Below are 19,274 nucleotides of genomic sequence, written 5' to 3' on the forward strand. Positions count from 1 at the left end.
TGATGCACTATGCTAAAAATCAAGAACATGGACATCTACTATATCCGCGGCGACGATGATGGATTCAGTATCCAGCCGACTGCGGACGATGGCACGGAAATCACGGACTTCACGGGCGTATTTTCGGTGAAAAAGTCATATGATGACACAAATTATGTACTGCAGTGTCCGATGGATGGGACAGTAGTGAACCTGACGCATGATAAGACGAAGAATCTGGCGTATGGCGATTACATATGGGACGTTGAGCTTACTCTGGCAGATGGCATCCGTCAGACTATTGGGCCAGGCAAGTTCCATTTATTGCCGGATGTGACAATTTAAGGAGTGATACGATGGAAAAGCTACACGCTGTATTGTCAGCATCTGGAATCATATCCGCAAAAATGACGGCAGGCGTACCCATGAAGACATCCATCAAGACCAGTGGATACAGCAAGAAAGCAATGGTACGGATGCCCAGAAAAAGTTACTTTCCTAGCTTGGGAGACGTGGATAAACTTTATATCGATGAAAGTGAAGGGATTATCTATTTATGGGATGCAGATACATTGACGTATATACCCATAGCCAGCGACTGGCACCAAATTAATGTGATAAATGGAGGGGAAGCATAATGGCAACACAAATTCTTAAAAACGTAATCTTACAGCTGCGGACTGGCTCTGCAACCCAGTGGGCCGCATCCACCCGAATCCTGGCCGTGGGCGAACCCGGCGTGGAGACCGACTCTGGACGAATCAAGATAGGTGACGGTACTAATCTGTGGTCTGCACTGCCCTGGTCCGGTGCAGCAATCGGTAAGAGCAGCACCAACGGAGCCTTGACAATCAATGGGGCGGACGTGGTAGTGTACGTTCTGCCAACAGCCACCAGCGATACCTTGGGGGGCATCAAATCCGTCAGCGGCACCGGCAAGGTCACTGTGGACAGTGCGACTGGCATCGCCTCTGTAGACAACGTAGCCAGTGCAGACAAGCTGGCTACCGCAAGAATAATCAGTTTATCTGGTGACGTAACTGGCTCCGGGAGCTTTAACGGATCTGCTAACCTGGCCATCACTACTGCTCTGGCAGGGCAGGCCTTTACTGCCGGCACATACACCAAAGTTACCGTCAACACCAAGGGCATCGTGACCGGTGTGGCCCAGCTGAGCGCATCTGATGTGCCTGGCGGGATAAGCGCTGGTAAAATCAGCGGCCTGGGGACGGCAGCCACCAAGAACACCGGTACGGCCTCCGGCAATATCCCGGTGCTGGGGAGCGACGGAAAATTGGACACTGCAGTACTGCCAGCGTTGGCTATTACTGACACGTTTACGGCCACCAGCAAGGCGGACATGCTCAAACTGACCGCCCAGACCGGGGATGTCTGTGTCATCAGCTCCGGCGGTGACAAAGGGAGCTATATTCTGACTAAAGATGACCCGACAGTAGCCGCAAACTGGCAGCTCTTGACACCGCCTGCCGATGCAGTGTACAGCGTCAACGGAAAGACTGGTGTAGTCACCCTGACCACTGCTAATATATCAGAAGGGTCAAACCTATACTGGACCCAGGCGCGGTTTGACACGGCTTTTGCCACTAAAAATTCCACGGCGCTCAAGGACGGGGCAACTATCGTCCATACGACTGACACTGTGGTCATTAACTGCGGGAATGCATAGGTGGTGATTCAATGGCCACAAAAACAATAAACGGCCAGGTTAAGACCAGAATCGATACTGCGGCAAATTGGCAAAGCGTTAACCCGATACTATTGGCCGGGGAACTTGGCATTGAGTCCGACACACATCGGATGAAGGCCGGTGACGGAACGACAGCCTGGAGTAGTCTGCCATACCTGCAAGGTCCATCAAACGTCACACTTAGCGTCGAAGCCTCAGCGGGATCAAGTACCTGGATAGAAGTGCCGACAGAAGATATGTATATAGGCGGAACGGAGCCGACCGACCAGAACACAATATGGCTGGAAGTCAGTGAATAAAGGAGGATAACAACATGAGCATTTTAAAAGGTATTTTACATCACTGGAACAAAACGACAAAATCGTATGATACTATCCATCCGGAAACAGAAGTAGCCCAGGTTACGGACTGGAACGAAGGTATTGTAGCTACCATGGCAAGCACAGCTTTGAGCGGACTTGTTAAGACGCTGTCGTCGGACAGCCTGCTCACACTGCTGATTAAAAAAGTGTTTGAGGCGACAGGAGTTAAATACTCACTGGGCCAGAACGGATATGTGTGTTGGGGATCGTTATTCGGGGGCGTAATTACACAGTGGGGAAGAGAAGCAACTACTACGGGATCTTCGCGAGTTGTCGCGCTTCCCATCGCTTATGATGAGGGATTAAGAGTTTTTGCGTGTGATACTGGAGCGGCTACAGTAACCTATGGTGCTGCATTTAAAACAACGACATCAATAGAGATTTTTTCAAGCCAACCAACCTGGGAATGCGCTGCACAGTATTTTGTAATTGCAAAAGCTTAAACAGTGGGTAATATACACTAATGTGCCTAGGGCTGGGGTGGCTAAAAAAGTTACATACCCGTTAGCACTGTCTAATGTATTTGCGGTAGCCTCATCTGTAGACACACCAGATTCTATCTTACAAACCGGCAATGTGACGACAGAATCATTGGAATGGTCCATTACTAATACCGGATACGAAGCATCAACAGTAAGAAGCATTATAATCGGCGACTAAACAGTGGGGAACTTATACGGTAGTTTGCGACTATCTCCAGGGGCCTCCGGATGGCAGATATGAAGGGCAACATAGTTATAGTTACCCTATTTCTTTCTCTAAGTCATGCTATGCTGCTAGTGCTAATGTATCTGTTGATGTCTCCGGTCCTGGGGATGAAGCCGTATCAATTCGAGGTATCGGTTCATCTGATTTTGCTCTCTGGGGGGAAGTGTCATCAGCGAATGCAACAATTACGGCAACTTGCATATTCGTTGGCGTTTAGACAGTGGGTACATCAAGATTCCATGGCCCGAACATATACGCTGCCAATTACCATGAAATCTATATACTGGCGCGGAAGCGATTTTGGCTATTGTTATGGATATGCATCAGGCGAAAGCACGTCTTCCGTATCTTTCAACGCTTTTGATGTTGGCTCTACGTCTGCAAGAACAACAGCCGTAAGTGCATTTATTGCAGTTATTGGCTCCGTTTGAACAGTGGGGATTTTACACTGAATCTTCAAACGATACTGTTTCACAATTCGGTGTATCGTTACCGCTTACATGCACAACAACTTACTCAATAGCGACGGCTGCAACCGGAGACGACACAGCAAACATTTTTTCCGTAAGTGGGAGTGGCTTTACAGCTCGATGCCATAAATCGCTTTCACCATCGACCTGGGTAAAACGCCCGTTATACTGGATTGCTATTTGCAAATAGCAATCCAGCGCACACCTTGCCCCGACTTATCATATGTCAAGAACTGCAGCTGTGTACCATACACTTTAACGCCGGTGATGCCAGAACTGCCCCCGTGGCTTGTACTCGCATCATTCCAGCTGCATACTGCTTGATATATCACAGATGGCGTTATGGGCAGGTTTAACGTATATACAGTCCAGTAGAGCACCGTATCAATATCTCCCCACTGTCTATCTTCCAATTGCAAGCACTCGTAAATCATAATCTGTTAAAGAGCAGTGTGCTGTGGATGCTGACGTCATCGATACACTCCAACCTTCCGATGGGTGCGTTGCCCCATCTCTATGATACGGAGTCACTAATAATATGACATTTTCTGATGAAAATGCCAGTGGGAAGGTGATATTCTCTCGTGCATTACCTGTAGATACCCACTGTTTACACTACCCCGATTATAATCACATGACACCTAGTATCTGAGGTGGTACCCGGCCCATATATAATAAGGTCATCTGGGCTAAATCCAAAAGAATATCTAGCCACCCCATGGTCTGATACCACGCCAGCTAGGCATCTATTCACCGTAATAGGGAGAGAAACTTTATACTTAGCGTTCCCTGTTATAACATAAAGTCCCCACTGTCTAATACCCGACGACTATTGCCCGGAACCCCCAGACTCCTGACGTATTTGTTGTGACTATTATTTTTGATGTGCTAGAAATATAAGCAGCATAATTGATGCCAAGAACAGCCCCGTCCATTCCTACTACTGTGCCTGTTTGTGTAAGTGCAATTGGTAAAGTAACTTCAGCTTGTGTGCCGGAACCTGCATAATATATCCACTGTCTACTTGCCAATGGCTATCCATCGAAGGTTAGGTAAAGGGCTATCATTACCACGATACCTGAAATCGGTGCGAGTCAAGTCATCACAACAAGCTAAAGGAGACATATTTGTTATAGACACGGCCAAAGAAACATTATCACTTTGAAAGGATATTGGTAGATTAATGCGCTGGGTTGATGAGTTGCAATTAATTGAGTATCCCCACTGTGTGCCTATCGGCCTACGATAAAATAGGTAGGTGACCCGGCCGTTGTCCCGTTTATCCGGAATTGTACCTGGCTTATTGTTGTTTGTTGGTCATTCCAGATGATGGTTACGTCTGTAGTGTCGTCGGAGAGCCCCGCCATGGTTGCGACACAGCGAAGTACAGCTGCTGAGAAAGAAATTGGAAGAGTAGCCGTCCGATATACGCCGTCAACCGTGTAGGCATATCCCCACTGTCTAATACCCTATGGCAATGATATAAAATTCTGTATCCGCCGTAAATGTAGTTTCGCCGTATAGCGCGCAGCGGCTTCGAGAGTCTAAATAGACTGCGGAATGGAAAACTGTATGGTTATTATTCATATGCGTTAAAACGACAGACTGCGCTTGAGCTGGATAAATCAGCGGGTATGTAAAATATCCGAAGTTTGAACCGCTCTTTATTGTGATATTTCCCCACTGTTTACTTGCCGATAAAAATCGCATAAAACCATGGTGCGGTAACGTATGTGTCATTTGTTCTAGCCCAGTATGCATAAGATTGTAGGCCGTTAATTACTACCGCTAATGGTATGACCCCAGACCCGCTATCGATTCCAACCGCACAAAATCCGCTGTTAGTAAACGCTATTGGTAATGTATCTTGGATGCCAGATGCGTTTGTCGCTTTGGCGTTTTTGTTATATACCCACTGTCTATTTGCCGATAATTAATGCTTTATAGTATCCTGCCGACGCACTACTTGCAATCCGTGCACTGGTTAAAGTAACTTTATTATCTACAATCAAAAATGTATAGTTCTTTGCCTGGGTGATACTTGCTGTGTCCCAGTCTGTCAGGATAATCTGATAGACATCGCTTGCAAAAGCAACAGGGAATGATATGTCATCATACGTTTGTCCGGCCGGAATTGCCGATTTTATCCACTGTTTATAGTCTCCCGACAATCAGTATATACGCACCATCTTCAGCCTGACCATTTCGTGAAACGGTAACAGTGGCATTATCTATGATAATTTCTCGCTGGAATGTATGAGTTGCATATCCAACCCCAGAAATCAATGCTATCATGTTCTCCGCCATTGTAATGGGAAGCTGCACAGTTGTAGTTCCAGAGCTGTAGCTATATATCCACTGTTTAAACACCGATATCAATCAACTTAAACCCGCATCCGTACGAGCTTGCTTTAATGTAGACGCCAGAGGTTGTAGGCATTACAGATATAGTTTTTAGTGTGTCTGATGTAGCACCCATGCTATGCACGGCAACGGGGACATGAAACGTGGTTGGCGAAATAGGCAATGAAAATTCTGCGGCTTCCGTCGCCTTATCAGTTATCCACTGTTTAGCTACAAAAAATAAACCAATGATGGTTTGTGCCGTTTGCTGATGCTGCTTCGGCATTACCATTGTAGGGGAGACCGGAATATATGGGCCAAAATATTAAAGCTCCACTTTCGTAGGTTAATGATGAATATGTACCGCCGGTATTCCATTTTATGCCTGTATCTACTACTGCTCCTGCAAAAAATGTGTTAAATGCAATTGTAGGCGTGATGGCTTGTCCATTTGGAGAACTGCTATATGTAACAGTTCCCCACTGTTTAATATCCTAACGAAAAATAGAAAACCGAGAATGGGGTAACGGGTGCATGCACGATGAACGAATTTGTAGCAAAATCGCCCACCCCGTATGCTTTACCTTCCATCCCGTAATCAACTGCAATTGCAAAAAACTGCGTAGTTGAGTAGGCAATGGGGAGCGAAATTGTTGTATCGCTTGTTTGGTTATCCCCGGATAATCCCCACTGTTTACATACAAAAGATTAACCAATGGTAATTCGTACCATTTTTGCTCACCGTTTGCGGGGATCCTGTGTATTGTGGCCAAAAAATTAATGAGTTGTTCTCATATGACAATCCAGCAAATGTTCCACCTGTATCCCATCTTATTCCTGTGTCAGTAACAAAACCTGCAAAAAAGGTGTTAAAAGAAATTGCTGGTACGATTACTTGACCATTTGGGTTACTGTTATATGTAGTATATCCCCACTGTTGAAAGGAGATGAATAAAATGTCAGAATCTATGTATTTAATGTTAGGGAACGCTAATGACAAAAAGCGGGCAAGCGTTGTTTTAAGTGAAGTAAGCAATGCAATTTATGCGATGGATGTCGTGGCCAGAAGCTACGGCGTAGAATTTAATGATAATCTTATCAAGCAGCTCTACGATGAGCTGGAAAAACATATAAATCAAATGGCTCAGTCGTAAATTATCAAAAATATTTCGTTAAATGAGAATTGCATGATTGCTGTTATCAGCCAAATATTTAATTTTTAAAATTCTGTAATGCATACGAAATCTGATATTTTAATCATAGCAAATTATGAACACGAAAAAACGCCAATGAATGCGTATTTAACAACATTCAAGGCGTTTTTATTTTGAGCAAATTATGTGCAAATTATTGTAGTAGTTCTATGCATTTGCGAAGCTGTCGTAAGGATTTATGGGTATATACCCGGTCGGTCACATTACCTCCGGCATGACCTAAAATCCTACGTTTTGCATTTTCATTGGCGCCGGCATTATCTAGCAATGTCGCGACGGTATGACGGGTGTCATGAGGCGTGTGATTTTGACCATGAATTTGGACCATTACTTTGTTCCATATTGCAGACCGGTATTGTGAATATTCATATGGATTGCCATCTGTATTACAAATCAAAAATTTACCAGGGGCCTGTAATCGGCTTTCGATGAATGGTAATATTCGCGAATGAATTGGAATGATGCGGATACCAGATGACGTTTTTGATTTTGTGATGCGAATATATCGTTGTCGTAGATTAATATTGCATTTTTCAAGGTGAAGTAATTCACTGACACGCATGCCGGTATACAGCAGAATTAATACAGTATCCCTGTCAGGGATATCGGTTTGCTTCCATAATTTGTTGATTTTCTGGCGCGAGAATACATGATGCGGATACACCGGGTGATTTCTACCAATGGATAGTAGCAACGCATAATTTGTACGACATATATTAGACTTTTGCGCATATTTAAAAAGCAGGCTCAGTAAATTTTTAACCTTTTTACAACTTGAATATGATAGATGTTGTTTTTGCCGCATGGAATCAATAACGGATTGCAAATCGAGAAAAGTTAAATCAGAAAAAGGTTTGTCATACAAGGAAAAGCAATGCTTATATGAATTTTCATAGCTAGCCTTCGTACTATTTGACAGTTCAGTATTTTCATTCAAATGGAATGGAAGCCATCTGAAATATAATTCAGAGAACGTTATTGTTTTTCTACGGAAAGGGCGGTGATCTTGGTGATGATCAGCATAATAATTGGCTTGGAATACTTTCGCATCATATATCGATTCAAACGACGCAATATATTTTTGCTTGCCAGCGACGGTAGTTACAAAAGCATACGGCCTCCTCCGATTACCTCCCATAATTCTGATGCAGCCATAGCCATTAGGATTTTTCATAAGAAACACCTCATTACATTTTAGTTTACATTTTATTATAGGAGAAAACATATGAATAAAACCAATGTCCAATATTATGGGGCAGGGTTTGATGCAAACGGACGTCGAATCGTGTCTAAGATTTGTGAATTTGATCCAGAAAAAGAAAGAAATAGTGATAAGGTATCTGCCTTGATTAACGAAATTAAGGCCATGTCTGAAGATATCGCTGTTGCAGAAATTATTAATGCAGATGCCTATGACCAGTATTTAAATGGGGGATGCATCAGAGATAATACGACGGGGAAGCCGGTTAAATACGTTCCGCCAGAACCGACTGCCGAAGAAAAGAAAGCCAGTGCTGCATCTAAAATCGCTGCTGAATACACCCCTCAGCTCGATGAGCTAAAAGAGAATCTATTGACAGCAGTAATGACAGGAGACACAGAACTTGAAAGTGAAATTAAAGCGGAATACCAGGATTTGATTACTGCATATAACAAAGAATTGGAGGCGTTATAAATGAAACGGTGTAAATTGTGTGCTCGTAAATTAGATGACAATGGGAATTGCGAAAATGAAAAATGCCCAGAATGCATTCGTGCAAAAATTAATAAAGCAGCAGAAGAAAGCACCGCAAAGGAGGAAGATAAATGATAGAAGCAGTAATCAATTTTTTTCGCGAGATGGCCCCAGCATGGCCCGAAATAGAGTGGGGAGCAGCAGTATCATGCGTTGGAACCATTTTTTCATATCTTGTTGGATGGAATACGGTAATAGAAGCATTATTAGTGGCCATGGCCATTGATTATATTACTGGAATTTTGGCGGCATATATTAATCCCAATATGCAGCTCAATAGTCAACGCGGATTCAAGGGAATATGTAAAAAAATCGTGATACTGTTGCTTGTCGCATTGGCACACGAATTAGATCGGGCAACTGGACAGCCGGCTGTCCAATCGCTAGTTGTGTGGTTTTTTCTGGGAAATGAGGGTTTATCAATTATTGAGAATGCGGCAAAAGCTGGTTTACCGGTGCCAGCCAGATTAAAAGATACATTAGAACAATTGACCAACAAAAAGGAGGAACGAAAATGAAGGTATTTATCAATCCGGGACATGATATTAAGTATGATAGTGGTGCTGTACATTATGATGCGAATGGAAATGTAGATTTGCGCGAATGCGATGTAGCACTCAAAATTGGCACTGCGGTGAAGGAATATCTTGAAGCGGCTGGCTGTGAGTGTTACTTGATGCAGAGCGACAATTTAGCGCCAACACCGACAGGCCGTAGCGACTACGACGATCGCCAGGGATTGACGGTTACCGAAACTGCAAATGACTGGGGCGCTGATATTTTTGTCAGCATCCACTGTAACGCCGCTTCGGGCACGGCTCGCGGCACAGAAACGGAATGCTACAGCCAGACGGGTGATGGAGGACGTTTAGCCCGGTGCATTCAATCCCAACTCATTGACAGCATTGACACCGTTGATAGGGGAGTAAAAGAAATGCCAGAATTGTTGGTGTTACGATATACAGATATGCCGGCAGTGTTGGTTGAAACAGCTTTTATTGACAACGACAGCGATATGATGCTGTTAGTAGAAAAATGGGATGACATTGCCCGTGCAATTGCACGCGGTGTAACTGACTATATACAATCGATTTTTTAATTAAAATCATTAATATAAGGAGAAATAAAATCATGAGCAAATGGACTGAAGTACGTGATGGATTAGTAGCAGCATTAGATACCAGTGAAGTAGTGGAATCTGCTAAACAGCAGGTAATTGAAAGCTTAAGCAATGAAGGGATGGCCGCGCTTGAATCCGTAGCAGATAAATTCGTTACCCAGATTCAGGCACAGGCTGCTAATGAAAGCGGCTGGAATGCTATCCGCGACAAGTTCGTACTGCCACTGTTAATCAACGGCACGATTTGGCTGGCTAAATTGGTGCTGAGCAAGAGCACAATTGCAGAGCAGAAAACTGAATAACAGCTAAAAACAAAGAAAACCCGCCAACTCAGCTAATAACTGGCTTGGCGGGTTTATTTTTTTACCATTATACACGTTTAAACGCTTGACAATATTCGTTAAAACGTGTATAATATAATCATAAGGAGGAGGTGATGCTTATGGATAAAGATGATATAGAGTGGTTGATATCGCTGATTGTTACTATATGGTTAGCGGTTAGAAAGCCAAAAGAAAAAGCCCCCAAACGTAAACGCCGTCGCAAGCAAAAACGTTAGGAGCTGAGCGGGAAGGGAAGCCGCAAACTTCCCTTCTTGCTTCTATTATAGCATAGGAGGACTGAAAAATGAAGATGATAGCAATATTATGCGGAATCATAGGAATGATGATTGCTATACAATGGGATATAGAAACGGGGAAAGCATTTATTACAGGGGGTGTAGCAGGATTATGGATGGAACATTTAGTGAGAAAGCTTTATTTGAAGTAATGACTGCGGCAGAAGCCGCAGAAAAATGGGGAATGAATCCGAGATCAATACAGCAAGCCTGTACTGGGTATAAGGGTGGGAAACCCAGGTTTTTGGACAAAGAGGCCCGGAAGGCTGGAAGAATATGGCTCGTCACAAAAACAGGCATGGAACGACTGTATGGACCGGAGCCGAAAAACTAAGCTACATATTTTGAACACATAAAATGATTTATAAAAAATGTAAAGAGGTTAGAGTGAACATTTAAACGGTTCACCATTGGAAAAAGCTCACGCATTTTGCGTGAGCTTTTTTATAGTTTGTAGTACGGAGTTTGTAGTTGGTAGAAGTTGGTTTTAAATTTTTAGACCTTCACTATAAACTACAAACTGCAGACTTAATACTCAAAAAGAGGCTGTCTTAATGCGACAGCCTCTTTTGCCTACTTTAGGCAAGCCCTTATCCATGCTATAATAGGAACATCGTAGAATGTGAAAAAAAGGGAGTGTAAGTTATGACAGTCCAGTTGGAAGAAATTTTGAAAGCTTTTGAACTGAACAATCCGTATCTCAAGTTTTATTTGAATAAAAATGATGGCCATATGGCGTTAGTCACTGAAATCCCAGGGGACGACACGGCGGAAAACGAAGTCACAGCCAATCCGTCAGCCTATCTCAAACTGCCGACCCAGGCCGATTTGGATTTACCGGAAATGATCAAGGGCTTTGTCCCGATGATGAAGGACCCGAAACAGCGGGCCGCCTTCCAGCAGTCCATCGATGCGGGCAAGACCGTGTCCCAGCTGGAACGGGAGCTGAAGGACATGGGCCTGGTCCAGTTCTGGTATACCTTCCAGCGCATGGAGTTCCGCAAGATTGCCAAGAAATGGTGTGAAGATAACCATATTGCTTATGAAGAATAACGTCGCGGAGGCTCGATTATGAAAATTTCAGATATCGGTGAATTTGGCTTCATCGATGCCATCAAAGAGAATACCCTCTTCCATCCGGAGAATGTTGTCGTCGGCATCGGCGATGACGGAGCTGTCTATACGACGACTCCAGGCTGGCAGCAGGTAGCGGTCATTGATACGATGGTCCAGAACAGCCATTTTATCATCGGGAAGACCGCGACCTGGCACGATGTCGGCTTTAAAGCTGTTGCCTCGAATCTCAGCGATATCGCTGCCATGGGGGCTGTACCGACCCATATTGTCCTGTCGACGGCGCTGGCACCGCAGATGGAAGTGGACGATGTCATTGCCATGTATCGCGGCATCAAGGATATCTGCCAGGACTATCAGGTCAATATCCTCGGCGGCGACACGGTCATGTCCAAGGAAGGCGTCGTCATCACCGTAGCGGCTTTTGGTGAAATCGAAGCGGGGAAATCCCTGCTCCGCAGCGGCGCCCAGGACGGCGACGTCATCGCGGTATCGCACACGATTGGCGATTCGGCAGGCGGCCTGGACGTTCTCCTGGCAGGCCAGACGGGATATGATACCCTGAAGAAGGCCCATCAATACCCGAAACCGCAGGTGGAACTGGGGCGGCTGCTGGTTGCCCACCATTGCCACAGCCTGAATGACATCAGCGATGGCCTGGCCAGTGAATCCAATGAAATCGCCAAGGCCAGCGGCGTCGAACTGGTCATCGACCGAGATCAGGTACCGACGAGCGAAGCCTTGAAAGCCTGGGCCGCGGCTTCGGGCAGGGACATTTGGAAATTCGTCTTCAATGGAGGCGAAGACTATGAACTGGTCTTTACTATGGCGCCGGAAGATTTCCAAGCTTTGCAGGCCGTCTATCCGGCCGTCCAGGTCATTGGCAGTGTCCATAACGGTCCGGGACGGGTCCTGCTCCGCCACGATGGGGAAGAACACGTCCTGCCGCCGACGGGATGGACGCATTTTTAGGAGGAGAGAATATGACCCTTGATATAGCAACTCATTCGGAATCAGAAACGATTGCCTTAGGAAAAGCCTTGGGGCCGGTCCTCCGCGACGGCGATGTCCTGGCCCTGCGCGGCGATCTCGGCGCGGGCAAGACCCATTTTGTCCAGGGCATCGCGCAGGGGATGGGCATTGAAGACGTCGTCGTCAGTCCGACATTTACCATCCTGAATTACTATGAAAATACGATTCCTCTCCAGCACTTCGACTTTTATCGGCTGGAAGAAGAGGATGAATTAGACGATCTGGGCTTTGATGATTATCTCGAAAGCGGTGTCACCGTCATCGAATGGTCGGAAAAATTCCCGGACCGCCTGCCCGACGATGCTGCCATCGTCACGATTGAAAAGACGAGTCCCGACGACCGCCTGTTTCATTTTGACTTCCGCGGCAGCCGTTGGCAAGCTGTAGAAAATGAGGTAAAAAATTATGCTCTTAGCCATTGAAACATCGAGTCTCGTATCGAGTGTCGCCTTGCTTCACGAAGACACGCTGCGGGCTGAACTCACTATCCAGGCACGGCTGACCCATTCGGAACAGCTCATGCCGCATATTGCCGATATGCTGGACAAGGCATCGGTCAAGAAAAATCAGATTGACGGCGTCGCCGTTGCCGTCGGCCCCGGCTCCTTTACGGGCCTGCGCATCGGGCTGGCGACGGCCAAAGGCTTGTCGTTTGCCTGGAACGTGCCTATCGTCGGCGTGACGACCCCTATCAGCCTGGCCTGGAATTTCGTCGGCGTCTCCGACCGCATCTGCACGCTCATTGATGCCCAGAAGGGGAATGTCTATGCCGGCGTCTACCGCTGGGACCGGACGACGCTGACGACGGAAAAAGACGTGTATATTGCGCCGCGGACGGAAGTCCTGGAAACGCTGAAACAAGAAGGGCGTCCTGTCGTTTTCTGTGGCGATGGCGCCTTGAAAGGACGTAAGGAAATCGAAGGGCAGAGCCCCTTGTTCCGCATGGCCCCGCCGACGATGGTCATTCCCAGAGCCGGCAGCGTCGCCCTGGCAGCGAATGTCCGCTTTGCGGCAGGAGATTATGACGATTGCATGACCCTGACTCCTTCCTACCTGCGCCGCAGCGAAGCCGAAGTGCTTTGGGAAAAACGCCACGGTGGTGCCTCATGCCAGTAACGGTCCGTCAGGCCGGCCGCGAAGATTTGCCGTACATCATTGCCATCGAAGAGGCTTCCTTTTCCGTCCCCTGGTCCCATCAGTCCCTGGCGGCGGAACTGGATAACCCGTCAGCCTGCTATTACGTCCTGGAAGGGGACGATGGACAGGTCGCCGGCTATGCCGATGTCTGGCTCGTCGCCGATGAAGGGCAGCTGGCCAATATCGCCGTTCACCCGTCTGCGCGGGGCCGGGGATATGGTGAAATCCTCCTGCGCACGGCCATGGAAGCGCTCTTCCGGAAAGGCTGCACGAGTATGTTCCTGGAAGTCCGCCAGTCCAATACACCAGCGCAGGGATTGTACCGCAAATTGGGCTATGAAGCCGTTGCCATCCGCAAGGGCTATTATTCCCAGCCGACAGAAGATGCGTGTATCATGAATTGTAAGAAAGAAAATTATCAATGGCTCGGCCATTCACTATAGAAAAAAGGATGAAATCTATGTATACCTTAGCTTTAGAAACGAGTTGTGACGAAACGTCGGCTGCTGTCATCGAAGACGGCCGCCATATCCGTTCCAACATCATATCGACCCAGGTGCCGATTCACCGGAAATTCGGCGGTGTCGTACCGGAAATCGCCTCGCGCCAGCACATCGAGTACGTCATGCCCATCATTAAAGAAGCGCTCGACACGGCCGAAGTCACCTTAGCGGACATCGACCATATCGGCGTCACTTACGGACCGGGCCTGGTCGGAGCCCTGCTGGTCGGCGTCGCGGCGGCCAAGGCTATCAGCTTTGCGGCAGATAAGCCCTTAGTCGGCGTCAACCATATGGAAGGCCATATTTTTGCCAACTTCCTCAGCCATCCCGATTTGGAACCGCCTTTCCTGGCGCTCGTCGTTTCCGGGGGCCATACCCAGCTGGTCCAGATTAATGGCTATAACTCTTTCAAACTCATGGGCCAGACCCGTGATGATGCAGCCGGGGAAGCGTTCGACAAGATCGCCCGCGTCATGGGCTATCCCTATCCGGGCGGCCCACAGATCGACAAGCTGGCTAAAGAAGGCAATCCGGATGCCATTGCCTTTCCGAAGGCCCTCCATGAAAAGCACAACTTTGAATTCAGTTTCAGCGGCCTCAAGTCAGCCGTCCTCAATTACCTGCACACGCAGGAACAGCGGGGGCAGTCCTATAATGCGGCAGATGTCGCCGCCAGCTTCCAGAAGACCGTCGTCGAAACGCTCGTCGAAAAGACGATGGATGCGGCCTCGTATTGCGGGGCCAGGAAGATTGCCGTCGCCGGCGGCGTCTCGGCCAACAGCGGCCTGGCTGCGGCGATGAGCGCGGCCTGTGCGGAAAAGGGCTATGCCTTTTACCGGCCGGAGCCGATCCTTTGTACTGATAACGGTGCCATGATTGGCTGCCGGGCTTATTATATGGCCCTGGATGGCCGCTTTGCCGACTTGACCCTCAACGCCAAGCCGGCCCTGCCGATTACATCGGACTAATAAATATCCTGAGGGGAGATGGGGGATCTTCTATGGTTACACTGGAATCGGTCTGCCGGACAGCCAGTACGCTGTCGCCGGTACAGATCCATATTTTGCAAAATAGTGAAGAATTACTGCAGTTCGCCAGCGACTTATCGCATCGGGAACTCTTTGTCTACGTGCCGGGACGGGAAGCGGGGACCCTGGTCCTGGCGGCTCATCGGACGCCGCTCTTGCAGAAGGGACGGCAGACGGAGACGATGGATCCCGGCGCCGTCTTCTCCCGGTATGAAGAACCTTTCAATTATCAGGTGTTCCAGACGGGACAGGCCATGCGCGGCGAAAAAGAAATCGAATATGGCTGCATGGCACCTATCGTGTCCTATCCTTTCGTCGACAATGGCGGCGGGACCATCGCCGTCGTTTCTTTTGTCGGGGCCGTTGAAGACAACCGCGAAATCCTGACCGAAACGGCTTTCTTATCCTTGCAGGTACCCATGGATTTCCATTCCATGTACCGGCCTTTATCCATTCAGGACGGCGTCGTCCTGGTCAACTGCAACGGCGTCGTCATCTATGCCGATGATATGGCAGACAGCATTTTGCACATGTGCGGCCAGCGCGGGGCGATTACCGGGACTAATATCTACAATACCCGCCTCGACCTGACCGGAGCCAAGAAAGCCCTGTCTCAGGCAGAAGGGCTGGCCGATGATGTGACCTTAGGCGATGCCGTCGTATCACGCCGGGTCATTCCTATCCTTCAGCGGGGCAAAGTCCGCCGCGTCATTTCCATCCTGACCGAGCGGACCGAACTGCATCGCAAGGAAGAAGAACTGATGGTCAAGACGTCGGTCATCAAGGAAATCCATCACCGCGTCAAGAACAACCTGCAGACCATCGCCAGTCTCCTGCGCATGCAGATGCGGCGCACGACGAGCGACGAAGCGCGGGATGTCCTCAAGGAGAGCCTGAATCGTATCCTCAGTATTTCCCTGGTCCATGAAACGCTGTCGCATCATGATGAAGAAAATATCGACATCTCCGATGTGGCGCAGAAATTACTGGGGCTCCTGGCGCACAGCCTGGTCAGCAAGGACTGCCACGTCGAAACGAAGTTTTCCGGGGAAAAACTGCCGCTGCCGTCGGATGCGGCGACGTCTTTGGCGCTGGTCCTCAATGAGCTCATTACCAATGCCATCATCCACGGCTTCGAAGGCCGCCGCCAGGGCATCCTGGCCATTACCATCCGCCGGGACGGTCCGGACGGGGTCCTCATCGTCTGTGATGACGGCGTCGGCATGTCTCACGCGCCTGTCGATACGGGACGCAAGCACCTGGGCATGGCCATTGTGCGTACTCTGATTGAAAAGGACCTGCAGGGGTCGATTGATTTCGATGACGGGGTACCTGAAGGGACTGTCGTCACTATCCGTTTTCCGTTACCAGAGAGGGGAGAATAACCAATGGGATATCGCGTTGTAATCGGGGATGACGAATCGATCATCCGTATGGATTTATGTGAAATGCTGGAAGATGCCGGCCATACCGTCGTCGGTGAAGCGTCCGACGGGGTAGAGGCCCTCGATTTAGTACGAAAGGAAAAACCGGACATTGTTCTCCTGGATATCAAGATGCCCCGGCTGGACGGCATCCACGCGGCCCGTATGATCGGGCACGAAGGATTGGCACCGGTCCTGCTGCTCACAGCATACAGCCAGCAGGATATCGTCGATAAGGCCAAGGATTCCGGCGTCTTGGGATATCTGGTCAAGCCCGTCAGTCCGGTCAATCTCTTCCCGGCTATTGAAATCGCCATTTCCCAGTTCCGCCATCAGCGCGAAGTGGCTCAGCAGCTCGATGATATGAACGAACGCATCGAGACGCGCAAAGCCGTGGACCGGGCCAAAGGCTGTCTCATGGATTTATATCATATCCCGGAACACGAAGCCTACCGCCGCCTGCAGCAGTACAGCATGAAGAACCGGAAATCCTTGAAATCTGTGGCGGAAGCGGTCATTGCCAGTGCCGAAAAGATAAAAAGTCAAAAAAAATAAAACGATTTAGGAAAAAGTCAGGGTGAAAGCCTTGACTTTTTTACCTTTAATGGCTAATATATATATTGTAAGTTAGCACTCGGAAGTAAAGAGTGCTAATAAAGAGTAGCAACTTACTTTTAAGGAGGAATATAAAATGTTGAAACCGTTAGGAGATCGCGTAGTTATCCGTGTATTGGAACAGGAAGAAAAAACCGCAAGCGGTATTTTTTTACCGGACACTGCTAAAGAAAAACCGAGCCAGGGCGAAGTCGTAGCCGTAGGTCCGGGCAAATTGCAGGACGATGGCAAACGCGTTGCTTTGGATGTCAAAGTAGGCGACAAGATTATTTTCTCCAAATATGCCGGCACAGAAGTCAAATTCGAAGGCACCAAATATTTGATCGTCAGCGAACGCGACATTTTGGCTATCATCTAATAAATCATCAATCTAAAAAATACTTAACTTTCACATAGGAGTGTGTTCAACATGGCTAAACAGATTTTGTTCAACGAAGATGCACGCCGCGCTCTTGGCAAAGGCGTAGATGCTTTGGCAAATGCCGTAAAAGTTACATTAGGGCCTAAAGGCCGCAACGTCGTTCTCGACAAGAAATTCGGCGCACCGACCATTACCAACGATGGTGTTACCATTGCCCGCGATATCGAATTGGAAGATCCCTTTGAAAACATGGGGGCTCAGCTCGTCAAGGAAGTTGCAACCAAGACGAACGACGTAGCCGGTGACGGCACGACGACAGCTACCATCCTGGCTCAGGCTATGATTCAGGAAGGCATGCGCAACGTAGCTGCTGGTGCTAACCCGATGATCCTCAAACGCGGTATTGAAAAAGCCGTTGCTAAACTCGTCGAAGAAATCAAGAAACGTTCTATCGCCGTATCCGATAAAGCTTCCATCGCTCAGGTCGCTTCCATTTCGGCTGGTGACGAAGAAGTCGGTGGCCTCATTGCAGACGCTATGGAAAAAGTCGGCAAAGATGGTGTCATCACGGTCGAAGAATCCAAGACCATGGGCACGCAGCTCTCCGTCGTCGAAGGCATGCAGTTCGACCGCGGCTATATTTCCCCGTACATGGTAACGGATCCGGATAAAATGGAAGCTGTCATGAGCGAACCGTACATCCTCATTACGGACCGCAAGATTGCTTCTATCCAGGAAATGCTCCCGGTTCTCGAAAAAGTCGTTCAGGCTGGTAAAGAACTCCTCATCATCGCTGAAGATGTAGAAGGTGAAGCACTGGCTACCTTGGTCGTCAACAAACTCCGTGGCACCTTCAAAGCCGTCGCTGTCAAAGCTCCGGGCTTCGGTGACCGCCGCAAGGCTATGCTCCAGGATATCGCAACCCTCACGGGCGCTACGGTTATCACGGAAGATGTCGGCCGTAAACTCGACAGCGTTACCATGGAAGACCTCGGCACAGCTCGTCAGGTCCGCGTAACCAAAGATGAAACGACTATCGTCGAAGGCCACGGCGATCCCCAGGCTATCAAAGACCGTGTTGCTCAGATCAAAGCCCAGATCGCTGAAACGACGTCTGATTTCGATAAAGAAAAATTGCAGGAACGTTTGGCTAAGATGTCCGGCGGCGTAGCTGTCATCGAAGTCGGCGCTGCTACCGAAGTCGAATTGAAAGATAAGAAATATCGCCTCGAAGATGCCCTCAACGCTACCCGCGCAGCTGTTGAAGAAGGTATCGTAGCCGGCGGCGGCACGACCCTCATCGACATCCTTCCGGCTTTGGATGAATTCGATGAAGAAGGCGACGTACAGACCGGTATCAACCTGGTTAAACGCGCTATCGAAGCTCCGCTCCGCCAGATTGCTGAAAATGCAGGCCTCGAAGGCTCGGTCATCGTGGCTAAAGTCAAAGCTTCGGAAGATGGCGTAGGTTTCAACGCCCTCAAAGAAGAATATGTCGATATGGTTAAAGCTGGTATCGTTGACCCGGCTAAAGTAACTCGTACAGCTCTCCAGAATGCAGCTTCCATCGCAGCTCTCGTCCTCACGACGGAAACCTTGGTCGCTGATAAACCGGAACCGGCTCCGGCAGCTCCGGCAGCTCCGTCTGGCATGGGCGGCGGTATGCCTGGCATGATGTAAGATTAGATTGTAGTGTGTAGTTTGCAGAGACGCCTTTTAAATTTAAAGCCATCTGCTAACCACTAACAACTAGCTCCTAACAACTTAAAAAGGGGCTGTCGCACGAAGGTTTTTGCCATCATGCGAGGCCCCTTCAACTTAAAAGTTTTTCGTTCGTAGTTC

Annotated in this window: 29 protein-coding genes and 1 pseudogene; 25 read left to right on the forward strand and 5 right to left on the reverse strand. The window is 48.2% G+C overall.

Annotated features, from left to right (window positions below):
• Positions 1-9 precede the first annotated feature (9 nt).
• From ACE418_RS09445 to ACE418_RS09475, 7 genes and pseudogenes are all read left to right on the forward strand, one after another.
• Positions 10-324, forward strand: a complete 315-nt coding sequence (locus tag ACE418_RS09445; protein ID WP_416450375.1) for a hypothetical protein — start codon at positions 10-12, stop codon at positions 322-324.
• A gap of 11 nt (positions 325-335) precedes the next feature.
• Positions 336-617, forward strand: coding sequence for a hypothetical protein (locus ACE418_RS09450; protein WP_416450376.1), 282 nt, complete (start codon positions 336-338; stop codon positions 615-617).
• Positions 617-748 (forward strand): annotated as a pseudogene (locus tag ACE418_RS09455) (hyaluronate lyase N-terminal domain-containing protein); the annotation flags it as partial. The gene ACE418_RS09450 and the pseudogene ACE418_RS09455, both read left to right, overlap by 1 nt.
• Before the next feature lie 96 nt (positions 749-844).
• The gene (locus ACE418_RS09460) at positions 845-1,666 is read left to right on the forward strand and encodes a hypothetical protein (protein WP_416450399.1); all 822 of its coding nucleotides are present in this window, start codon (positions 845-847) and stop codon (positions 1,664-1,666) included.
• Positions 1,667-1,677: 11 nt separating this feature from the next.
• Complete coding sequence (locus ACE418_RS09465; protein ID WP_416450377.1) at positions 1,678-1,986, forward strand: hyaluronate lyase N-terminal domain-containing protein; 309 nt, start codon at positions 1,678-1,680, stop codon at positions 1,984-1,986.
• Positions 1,987-2,000: 14 nt separating this feature from the next.
• Entirely contained in the window at positions 2,001-2,492 is a 492-nt protein-coding gene (locus ACE418_RS09470; protein WP_416450378.1) for a gp53-like domain-containing protein, read from the forward strand.
• A 267-nt stretch (positions 2,493-2,759) separates the two neighbouring features.
• Positions 2,760-3,188, forward strand: coding sequence for a hypothetical protein (locus tag ACE418_RS09475; protein WP_416450379.1), 429 nt, complete (start codon positions 2,760-2,762; stop codon positions 3,186-3,188).
• A 1,059-nt stretch (positions 3,189-4,247) separates the two neighbouring features.
• On the opposite strand, the gene ACE418_RS13640 is transcribed toward ACE418_RS09475, so the two are convergent.
• From ACE418_RS13640 to ACE418_RS09480, 4 genes are all read right to left on the reverse strand, one after another.
• Positions 4,248-4,517 (reverse strand): gp53-like domain-containing protein, encoded by a 270-nt coding sequence (locus ACE418_RS13640; RefSeq protein WP_458575132.1) that lies wholly within the window; start codon positions 4,515-4,517, stop codon positions 4,248-4,250.
• A complete protein-coding gene (locus ACE418_RS13645; protein ID WP_458575133.1) occupies positions 4,460-4,693 on the reverse strand; it encodes a gp53-like domain-containing protein in 234 nt (77 codons plus the stop codon). The genes ACE418_RS13640 and ACE418_RS13645 overlap by 58 nt, the downstream gene beginning before the upstream one ends.
• Complete coding sequence (locus ACE418_RS13650) at positions 4,689-4,988, reverse strand: gp53-like domain-containing protein (RefSeq protein WP_458575131.1); 300 nt, start codon at positions 4,986-4,988, stop codon at positions 4,689-4,691. Before ACE418_RS13650 ends, ACE418_RS13645 begins: the two co-directional genes overlap by 5 nt.
• A gap of 158 nt (positions 4,989-5,146) precedes the next feature.
• Entirely contained in the window at positions 5,147-5,398 is a 252-nt protein-coding gene (locus tag ACE418_RS09480) for a gp53-like domain-containing protein (RefSeq protein WP_416450380.1), read from the reverse strand.
• A 1,128-nt stretch (positions 5,399-6,526) separates the two neighbouring features.
• Here ACE418_RS09480 and ACE418_RS09485 point away from each other — a divergent pair.
• Complete coding sequence (locus tag ACE418_RS09485; RefSeq protein ID WP_416450381.1) at positions 6,527-6,724, forward strand: hypothetical protein; 198 nt, start codon at positions 6,527-6,529, stop codon at positions 6,722-6,724.
• A 193-nt stretch (positions 6,725-6,917) separates the two neighbouring features.
• Here ACE418_RS09485 and ACE418_RS09490 read toward each other — a convergent pair whose 3' ends face one another.
• Positions 6,918-7,958, reverse strand: a complete 1,041-nt coding sequence (locus ACE418_RS09490) for a tyrosine-type recombinase/integrase (RefSeq protein ID WP_416450382.1) — start codon at positions 7,956-7,958, stop codon at positions 6,918-6,920.
• A 51-nt stretch (positions 7,959-8,009) separates the two neighbouring features.
• Here ACE418_RS09490 and ACE418_RS09495 point away from each other — a divergent pair, with 51 nt between their 5' ends.
• From ACE418_RS09495 to groL, 17 genes are all read left to right on the forward strand, one after another.
• A complete protein-coding gene (locus ACE418_RS09495) occupies positions 8,010-8,459 on the forward strand; it encodes a hypothetical protein (RefSeq protein ID WP_416450383.1) in 450 nt (149 codons plus the stop codon).
• A complete protein-coding gene (locus ACE418_RS09500; RefSeq protein WP_416450384.1) occupies positions 8,460-8,594 on the forward strand; it encodes a hypothetical protein in 135 nt (44 codons plus the stop codon).
• Positions 8,591-9,037, forward strand: a complete 447-nt coding sequence (locus ACE418_RS09505) for a phage holin family protein (RefSeq protein WP_416450385.1) — start codon at positions 8,591-8,593, stop codon at positions 9,035-9,037. The genes ACE418_RS09500 and ACE418_RS09505 overlap by 4 nt, the downstream gene beginning before the upstream one ends.
• Positions 9,034-9,618, forward strand: a complete 585-nt coding sequence (locus tag ACE418_RS09510; RefSeq protein ID WP_416450386.1) for an N-acetylmuramoyl-L-alanine amidase family protein — start codon at positions 9,034-9,036, stop codon at positions 9,616-9,618. Before ACE418_RS09505 ends, ACE418_RS09510 begins: the two co-directional genes overlap by 4 nt.
• 32 nt (positions 9,619-9,650) lie before the next feature.
• Positions 9,651-9,941 (forward strand): hypothetical protein, encoded by a 291-nt coding sequence (locus ACE418_RS09515; protein ID WP_416450387.1) that lies wholly within the window; start codon positions 9,651-9,653, stop codon positions 9,939-9,941.
• 325 nt (positions 9,942-10,266) lie between these two features.
• The gene (locus tag ACE418_RS09520) at positions 10,267-10,410 is read left to right on the forward strand and encodes a hypothetical protein (protein ID WP_350635843.1); all 144 of its coding nucleotides are present in this window, start codon (positions 10,267-10,269) and stop codon (positions 10,408-10,410) included.
• A gap of 32 nt (positions 10,411-10,442) precedes the next feature.
• A complete protein-coding gene (locus ACE418_RS09525; RefSeq protein WP_416450398.1) occupies positions 10,443-10,592 on the forward strand; it encodes a helix-turn-helix domain-containing protein in 150 nt (49 codons plus the stop codon).
• Between the two features lie 311 nt (positions 10,593-10,903).
• Positions 10,904-11,311 carry a UPF0158 family protein gene (locus ACE418_RS09530; protein ID WP_416450388.1) on the forward strand — a complete coding sequence of 136 codons (408 nt, stop codon included), beginning with the start codon at positions 10,904-10,906 and terminating at the stop codon, positions 11,309-11,311.
• 18 nt (positions 11,312-11,329) lie between these two features.
• Complete coding sequence (gene thiL, locus ACE418_RS09535; protein ID WP_416450389.1) at positions 11,330-12,304, forward strand: thiamine-phosphate kinase; 975 nt, start codon at positions 11,330-11,332, stop codon at positions 12,302-12,304.
• Positions 12,305-12,315: 11 nt separating this feature from the next.
• Complete coding sequence (gene tsaE / locus ACE418_RS09540) at positions 12,316-12,786, forward strand: tRNA (adenosine(37)-N6)-threonylcarbamoyltransferase complex ATPase subunit type 1 TsaE (protein ID WP_416450390.1); 471 nt, start codon at positions 12,316-12,318, stop codon at positions 12,784-12,786.
• Positions 12,770-13,480 (forward strand): tRNA (adenosine(37)-N6)-threonylcarbamoyltransferase complex dimerization subunit type 1 TsaB, encoded by a 711-nt coding sequence (gene tsaB, locus ACE418_RS09545; RefSeq protein WP_416450391.1) that lies wholly within the window; start codon positions 12,770-12,772, stop codon positions 13,478-13,480. Before tsaE ends, tsaB begins: the two co-directional genes overlap by 17 nt.
• Complete coding sequence (rimI, locus tag ACE418_RS09550; RefSeq protein ID WP_416450392.1) at positions 13,471-13,944, forward strand: ribosomal protein S18-alanine N-acetyltransferase; 474 nt, start codon at positions 13,471-13,473, stop codon at positions 13,942-13,944. The genes tsaB and rimI overlap by 10 nt, the downstream gene beginning before the upstream one ends.
• A gap of 17 nt (positions 13,945-13,961) precedes the next feature.
• Positions 13,962-14,972, forward strand: coding sequence for a tRNA (adenosine(37)-N6)-threonylcarbamoyltransferase complex transferase subunit TsaD (tsaD, locus tag ACE418_RS09555; protein WP_416450393.1), 1,011 nt, complete (start codon positions 13,962-13,964; stop codon positions 14,970-14,972).
• Between the two features lie 32 nt (positions 14,973-15,004).
• Positions 15,005-16,417 carry a histidine kinase N-terminal domain-containing protein gene (locus ACE418_RS09560; protein WP_416450394.1) on the forward strand — a complete coding sequence of 471 codons (1,413 nt, stop codon included), beginning with the start codon at positions 15,005-15,007 and terminating at the stop codon, positions 16,415-16,417.
• Positions 16,418-16,420: 3 nt separating this feature from the next.
• On the forward strand, positions 16,421-17,011 hold the full coding sequence (locus ACE418_RS09565; RefSeq protein ID WP_416450395.1) for an ANTAR domain-containing response regulator: 591 nt from the start codon (positions 16,421-16,423) through the stop codon (positions 17,009-17,011).
• Positions 17,012-17,147: 136 nt separating this feature from the next.
• Positions 17,148-17,429 (forward strand): co-chaperone GroES, encoded by a 282-nt coding sequence (gene groES, locus ACE418_RS09570; protein ID WP_020723787.1) that lies wholly within the window; start codon positions 17,148-17,150, stop codon positions 17,427-17,429.
• A 51-nt stretch (positions 17,430-17,480) separates the two neighbouring features.
• Complete coding sequence (gene groL, locus ACE418_RS09575; RefSeq protein WP_416450397.1) at positions 17,481-19,112, forward strand: chaperonin GroEL; 1,632 nt, start codon at positions 17,481-17,483, stop codon at positions 19,110-19,112.
• Positions 19,113-19,274 lie beyond the last annotated feature (162 nt).

The sequence above is a fragment of the Megasphaera jansseni genome, assembly GCF_047974155.1.
GTDB lineage: Bacteria > Bacillota > Negativicutes > Veillonellales > Megasphaeraceae > Megasphaera.

Excerpts from the sequence above, each read along its gene's own strand:
- ACE418_RS09445 (WP_416450375.1), top strand. The coding sequence starts at position 10 with ATGCTAAAAATCAAGAACATGGACATCTACTATATCCGCGGCGACGAT.
- ACE418_RS09450 (WP_416450376.1), top strand. The coding sequence starts at position 336 with ATGGAAAAGCTACACGCTGTATTGTCAGCATCTGGAATCATATCCGCA.
- ACE418_RS09465 (WP_416450377.1), top strand. The coding sequence starts at position 1,678 with ATGGCCACAAAAACAATAAACGGCCAGGTTAAGACCAGAATCGATACT.
- ACE418_RS09470 (WP_416450378.1), top strand. The coding sequence starts at position 2,001 with ATGAGCATTTTAAAAGGTATTTTACATCACTGGAACAAAACGACAAAA.
- ACE418_RS09475 (WP_416450379.1), top strand. The coding sequence starts at position 2,760 with ATGGCAGATATGAAGGGCAACATAGTTATAGTTACCCTATTTCTTTCT.
- ACE418_RS13650 (WP_458575131.1), bottom strand. The coding sequence starts at position 4,988 with ATGCATACTGGGCTAGAACAAATGACACATACGTTACCGCACCATGGT.
- ACE418_RS09485 (WP_416450381.1), top strand. The coding sequence starts at position 6,527 with ATGTCAGAATCTATGTATTTAATGTTAGGGAACGCTAATGACAAAAAG.
- ACE418_RS09490 (WP_416450382.1), bottom strand. The coding sequence starts at position 7,958 with ATGAAAAATCCTAATGGCTATGGCTGCATCAGAATTATGGGAGGTAAT.
- ACE418_RS09495 (WP_416450383.1), top strand. The coding sequence starts at position 8,010 with ATGAATAAAACCAATGTCCAATATTATGGGGCAGGGTTTGATGCAAAC.
- ACE418_RS09500 (WP_416450384.1), top strand. The coding sequence starts at position 8,460 with ATGAAACGGTGTAAATTGTGTGCTCGTAAATTAGATGACAATGGGAAT.
- ACE418_RS09505 (WP_416450385.1), top strand. The coding sequence starts at position 8,591 with ATGATAGAAGCAGTAATCAATTTTTTTCGCGAGATGGCCCCAGCATGG.
- ACE418_RS09510 (WP_416450386.1), top strand. The coding sequence starts at position 9,034 with ATGAAGGTATTTATCAATCCGGGACATGATATTAAGTATGATAGTGGT.
- ACE418_RS09515 (WP_416450387.1), top strand. The coding sequence starts at position 9,651 with ATGAGCAAATGGACTGAAGTACGTGATGGATTAGTAGCAGCATTAGAT.
- ACE418_RS09520 (WP_350635843.1), top strand. The coding sequence starts at position 10,267 with ATGAAGATGATAGCAATATTATGCGGAATCATAGGAATGATGATTGCT.
- ACE418_RS09525 (WP_416450398.1), top strand. The coding sequence starts at position 10,443 with ATGAATCCGAGATCAATACAGCAAGCCTGTACTGGGTATAAGGGTGGG.
- ACE418_RS09530 (WP_416450388.1), top strand. The coding sequence starts at position 10,904 with ATGACAGTCCAGTTGGAAGAAATTTTGAAAGCTTTTGAACTGAACAAT.
- thiL (WP_416450389.1), top strand. The coding sequence starts at position 11,330 with ATGAAAATTTCAGATATCGGTGAATTTGGCTTCATCGATGCCATCAAA.
- tsaE (WP_416450390.1), top strand. The coding sequence starts at position 12,316 with ATGACCCTTGATATAGCAACTCATTCGGAATCAGAAACGATTGCCTTA.
- tsaB (WP_416450391.1), top strand. The coding sequence starts at position 12,770 with ATGCTCTTAGCCATTGAAACATCGAGTCTCGTATCGAGTGTCGCCTTG.
- rimI (WP_416450392.1), top strand. The coding sequence starts at position 13,471 with ATGCCAGTAACGGTCCGTCAGGCCGGCCGCGAAGATTTGCCGTACATC.
- tsaD (WP_416450393.1), top strand. The coding sequence starts at position 13,962 with ATGTATACCTTAGCTTTAGAAACGAGTTGTGACGAAACGTCGGCTGCT.
- ACE418_RS09560 (WP_416450394.1), top strand. The coding sequence starts at position 15,005 with ATGGTTACACTGGAATCGGTCTGCCGGACAGCCAGTACGCTGTCGCCG.
- ACE418_RS09565 (WP_416450395.1), top strand. The coding sequence starts at position 16,421 with ATGGGATATCGCGTTGTAATCGGGGATGACGAATCGATCATCCGTATG.
- groES (WP_020723787.1), top strand. The coding sequence starts at position 17,148 with ATGTTGAAACCGTTAGGAGATCGCGTAGTTATCCGTGTATTGGAACAG.
- groL (WP_416450397.1), top strand. The coding sequence starts at position 17,481 with ATGGCTAAACAGATTTTGTTCAACGAAGATGCACGCCGCGCTCTTGGC.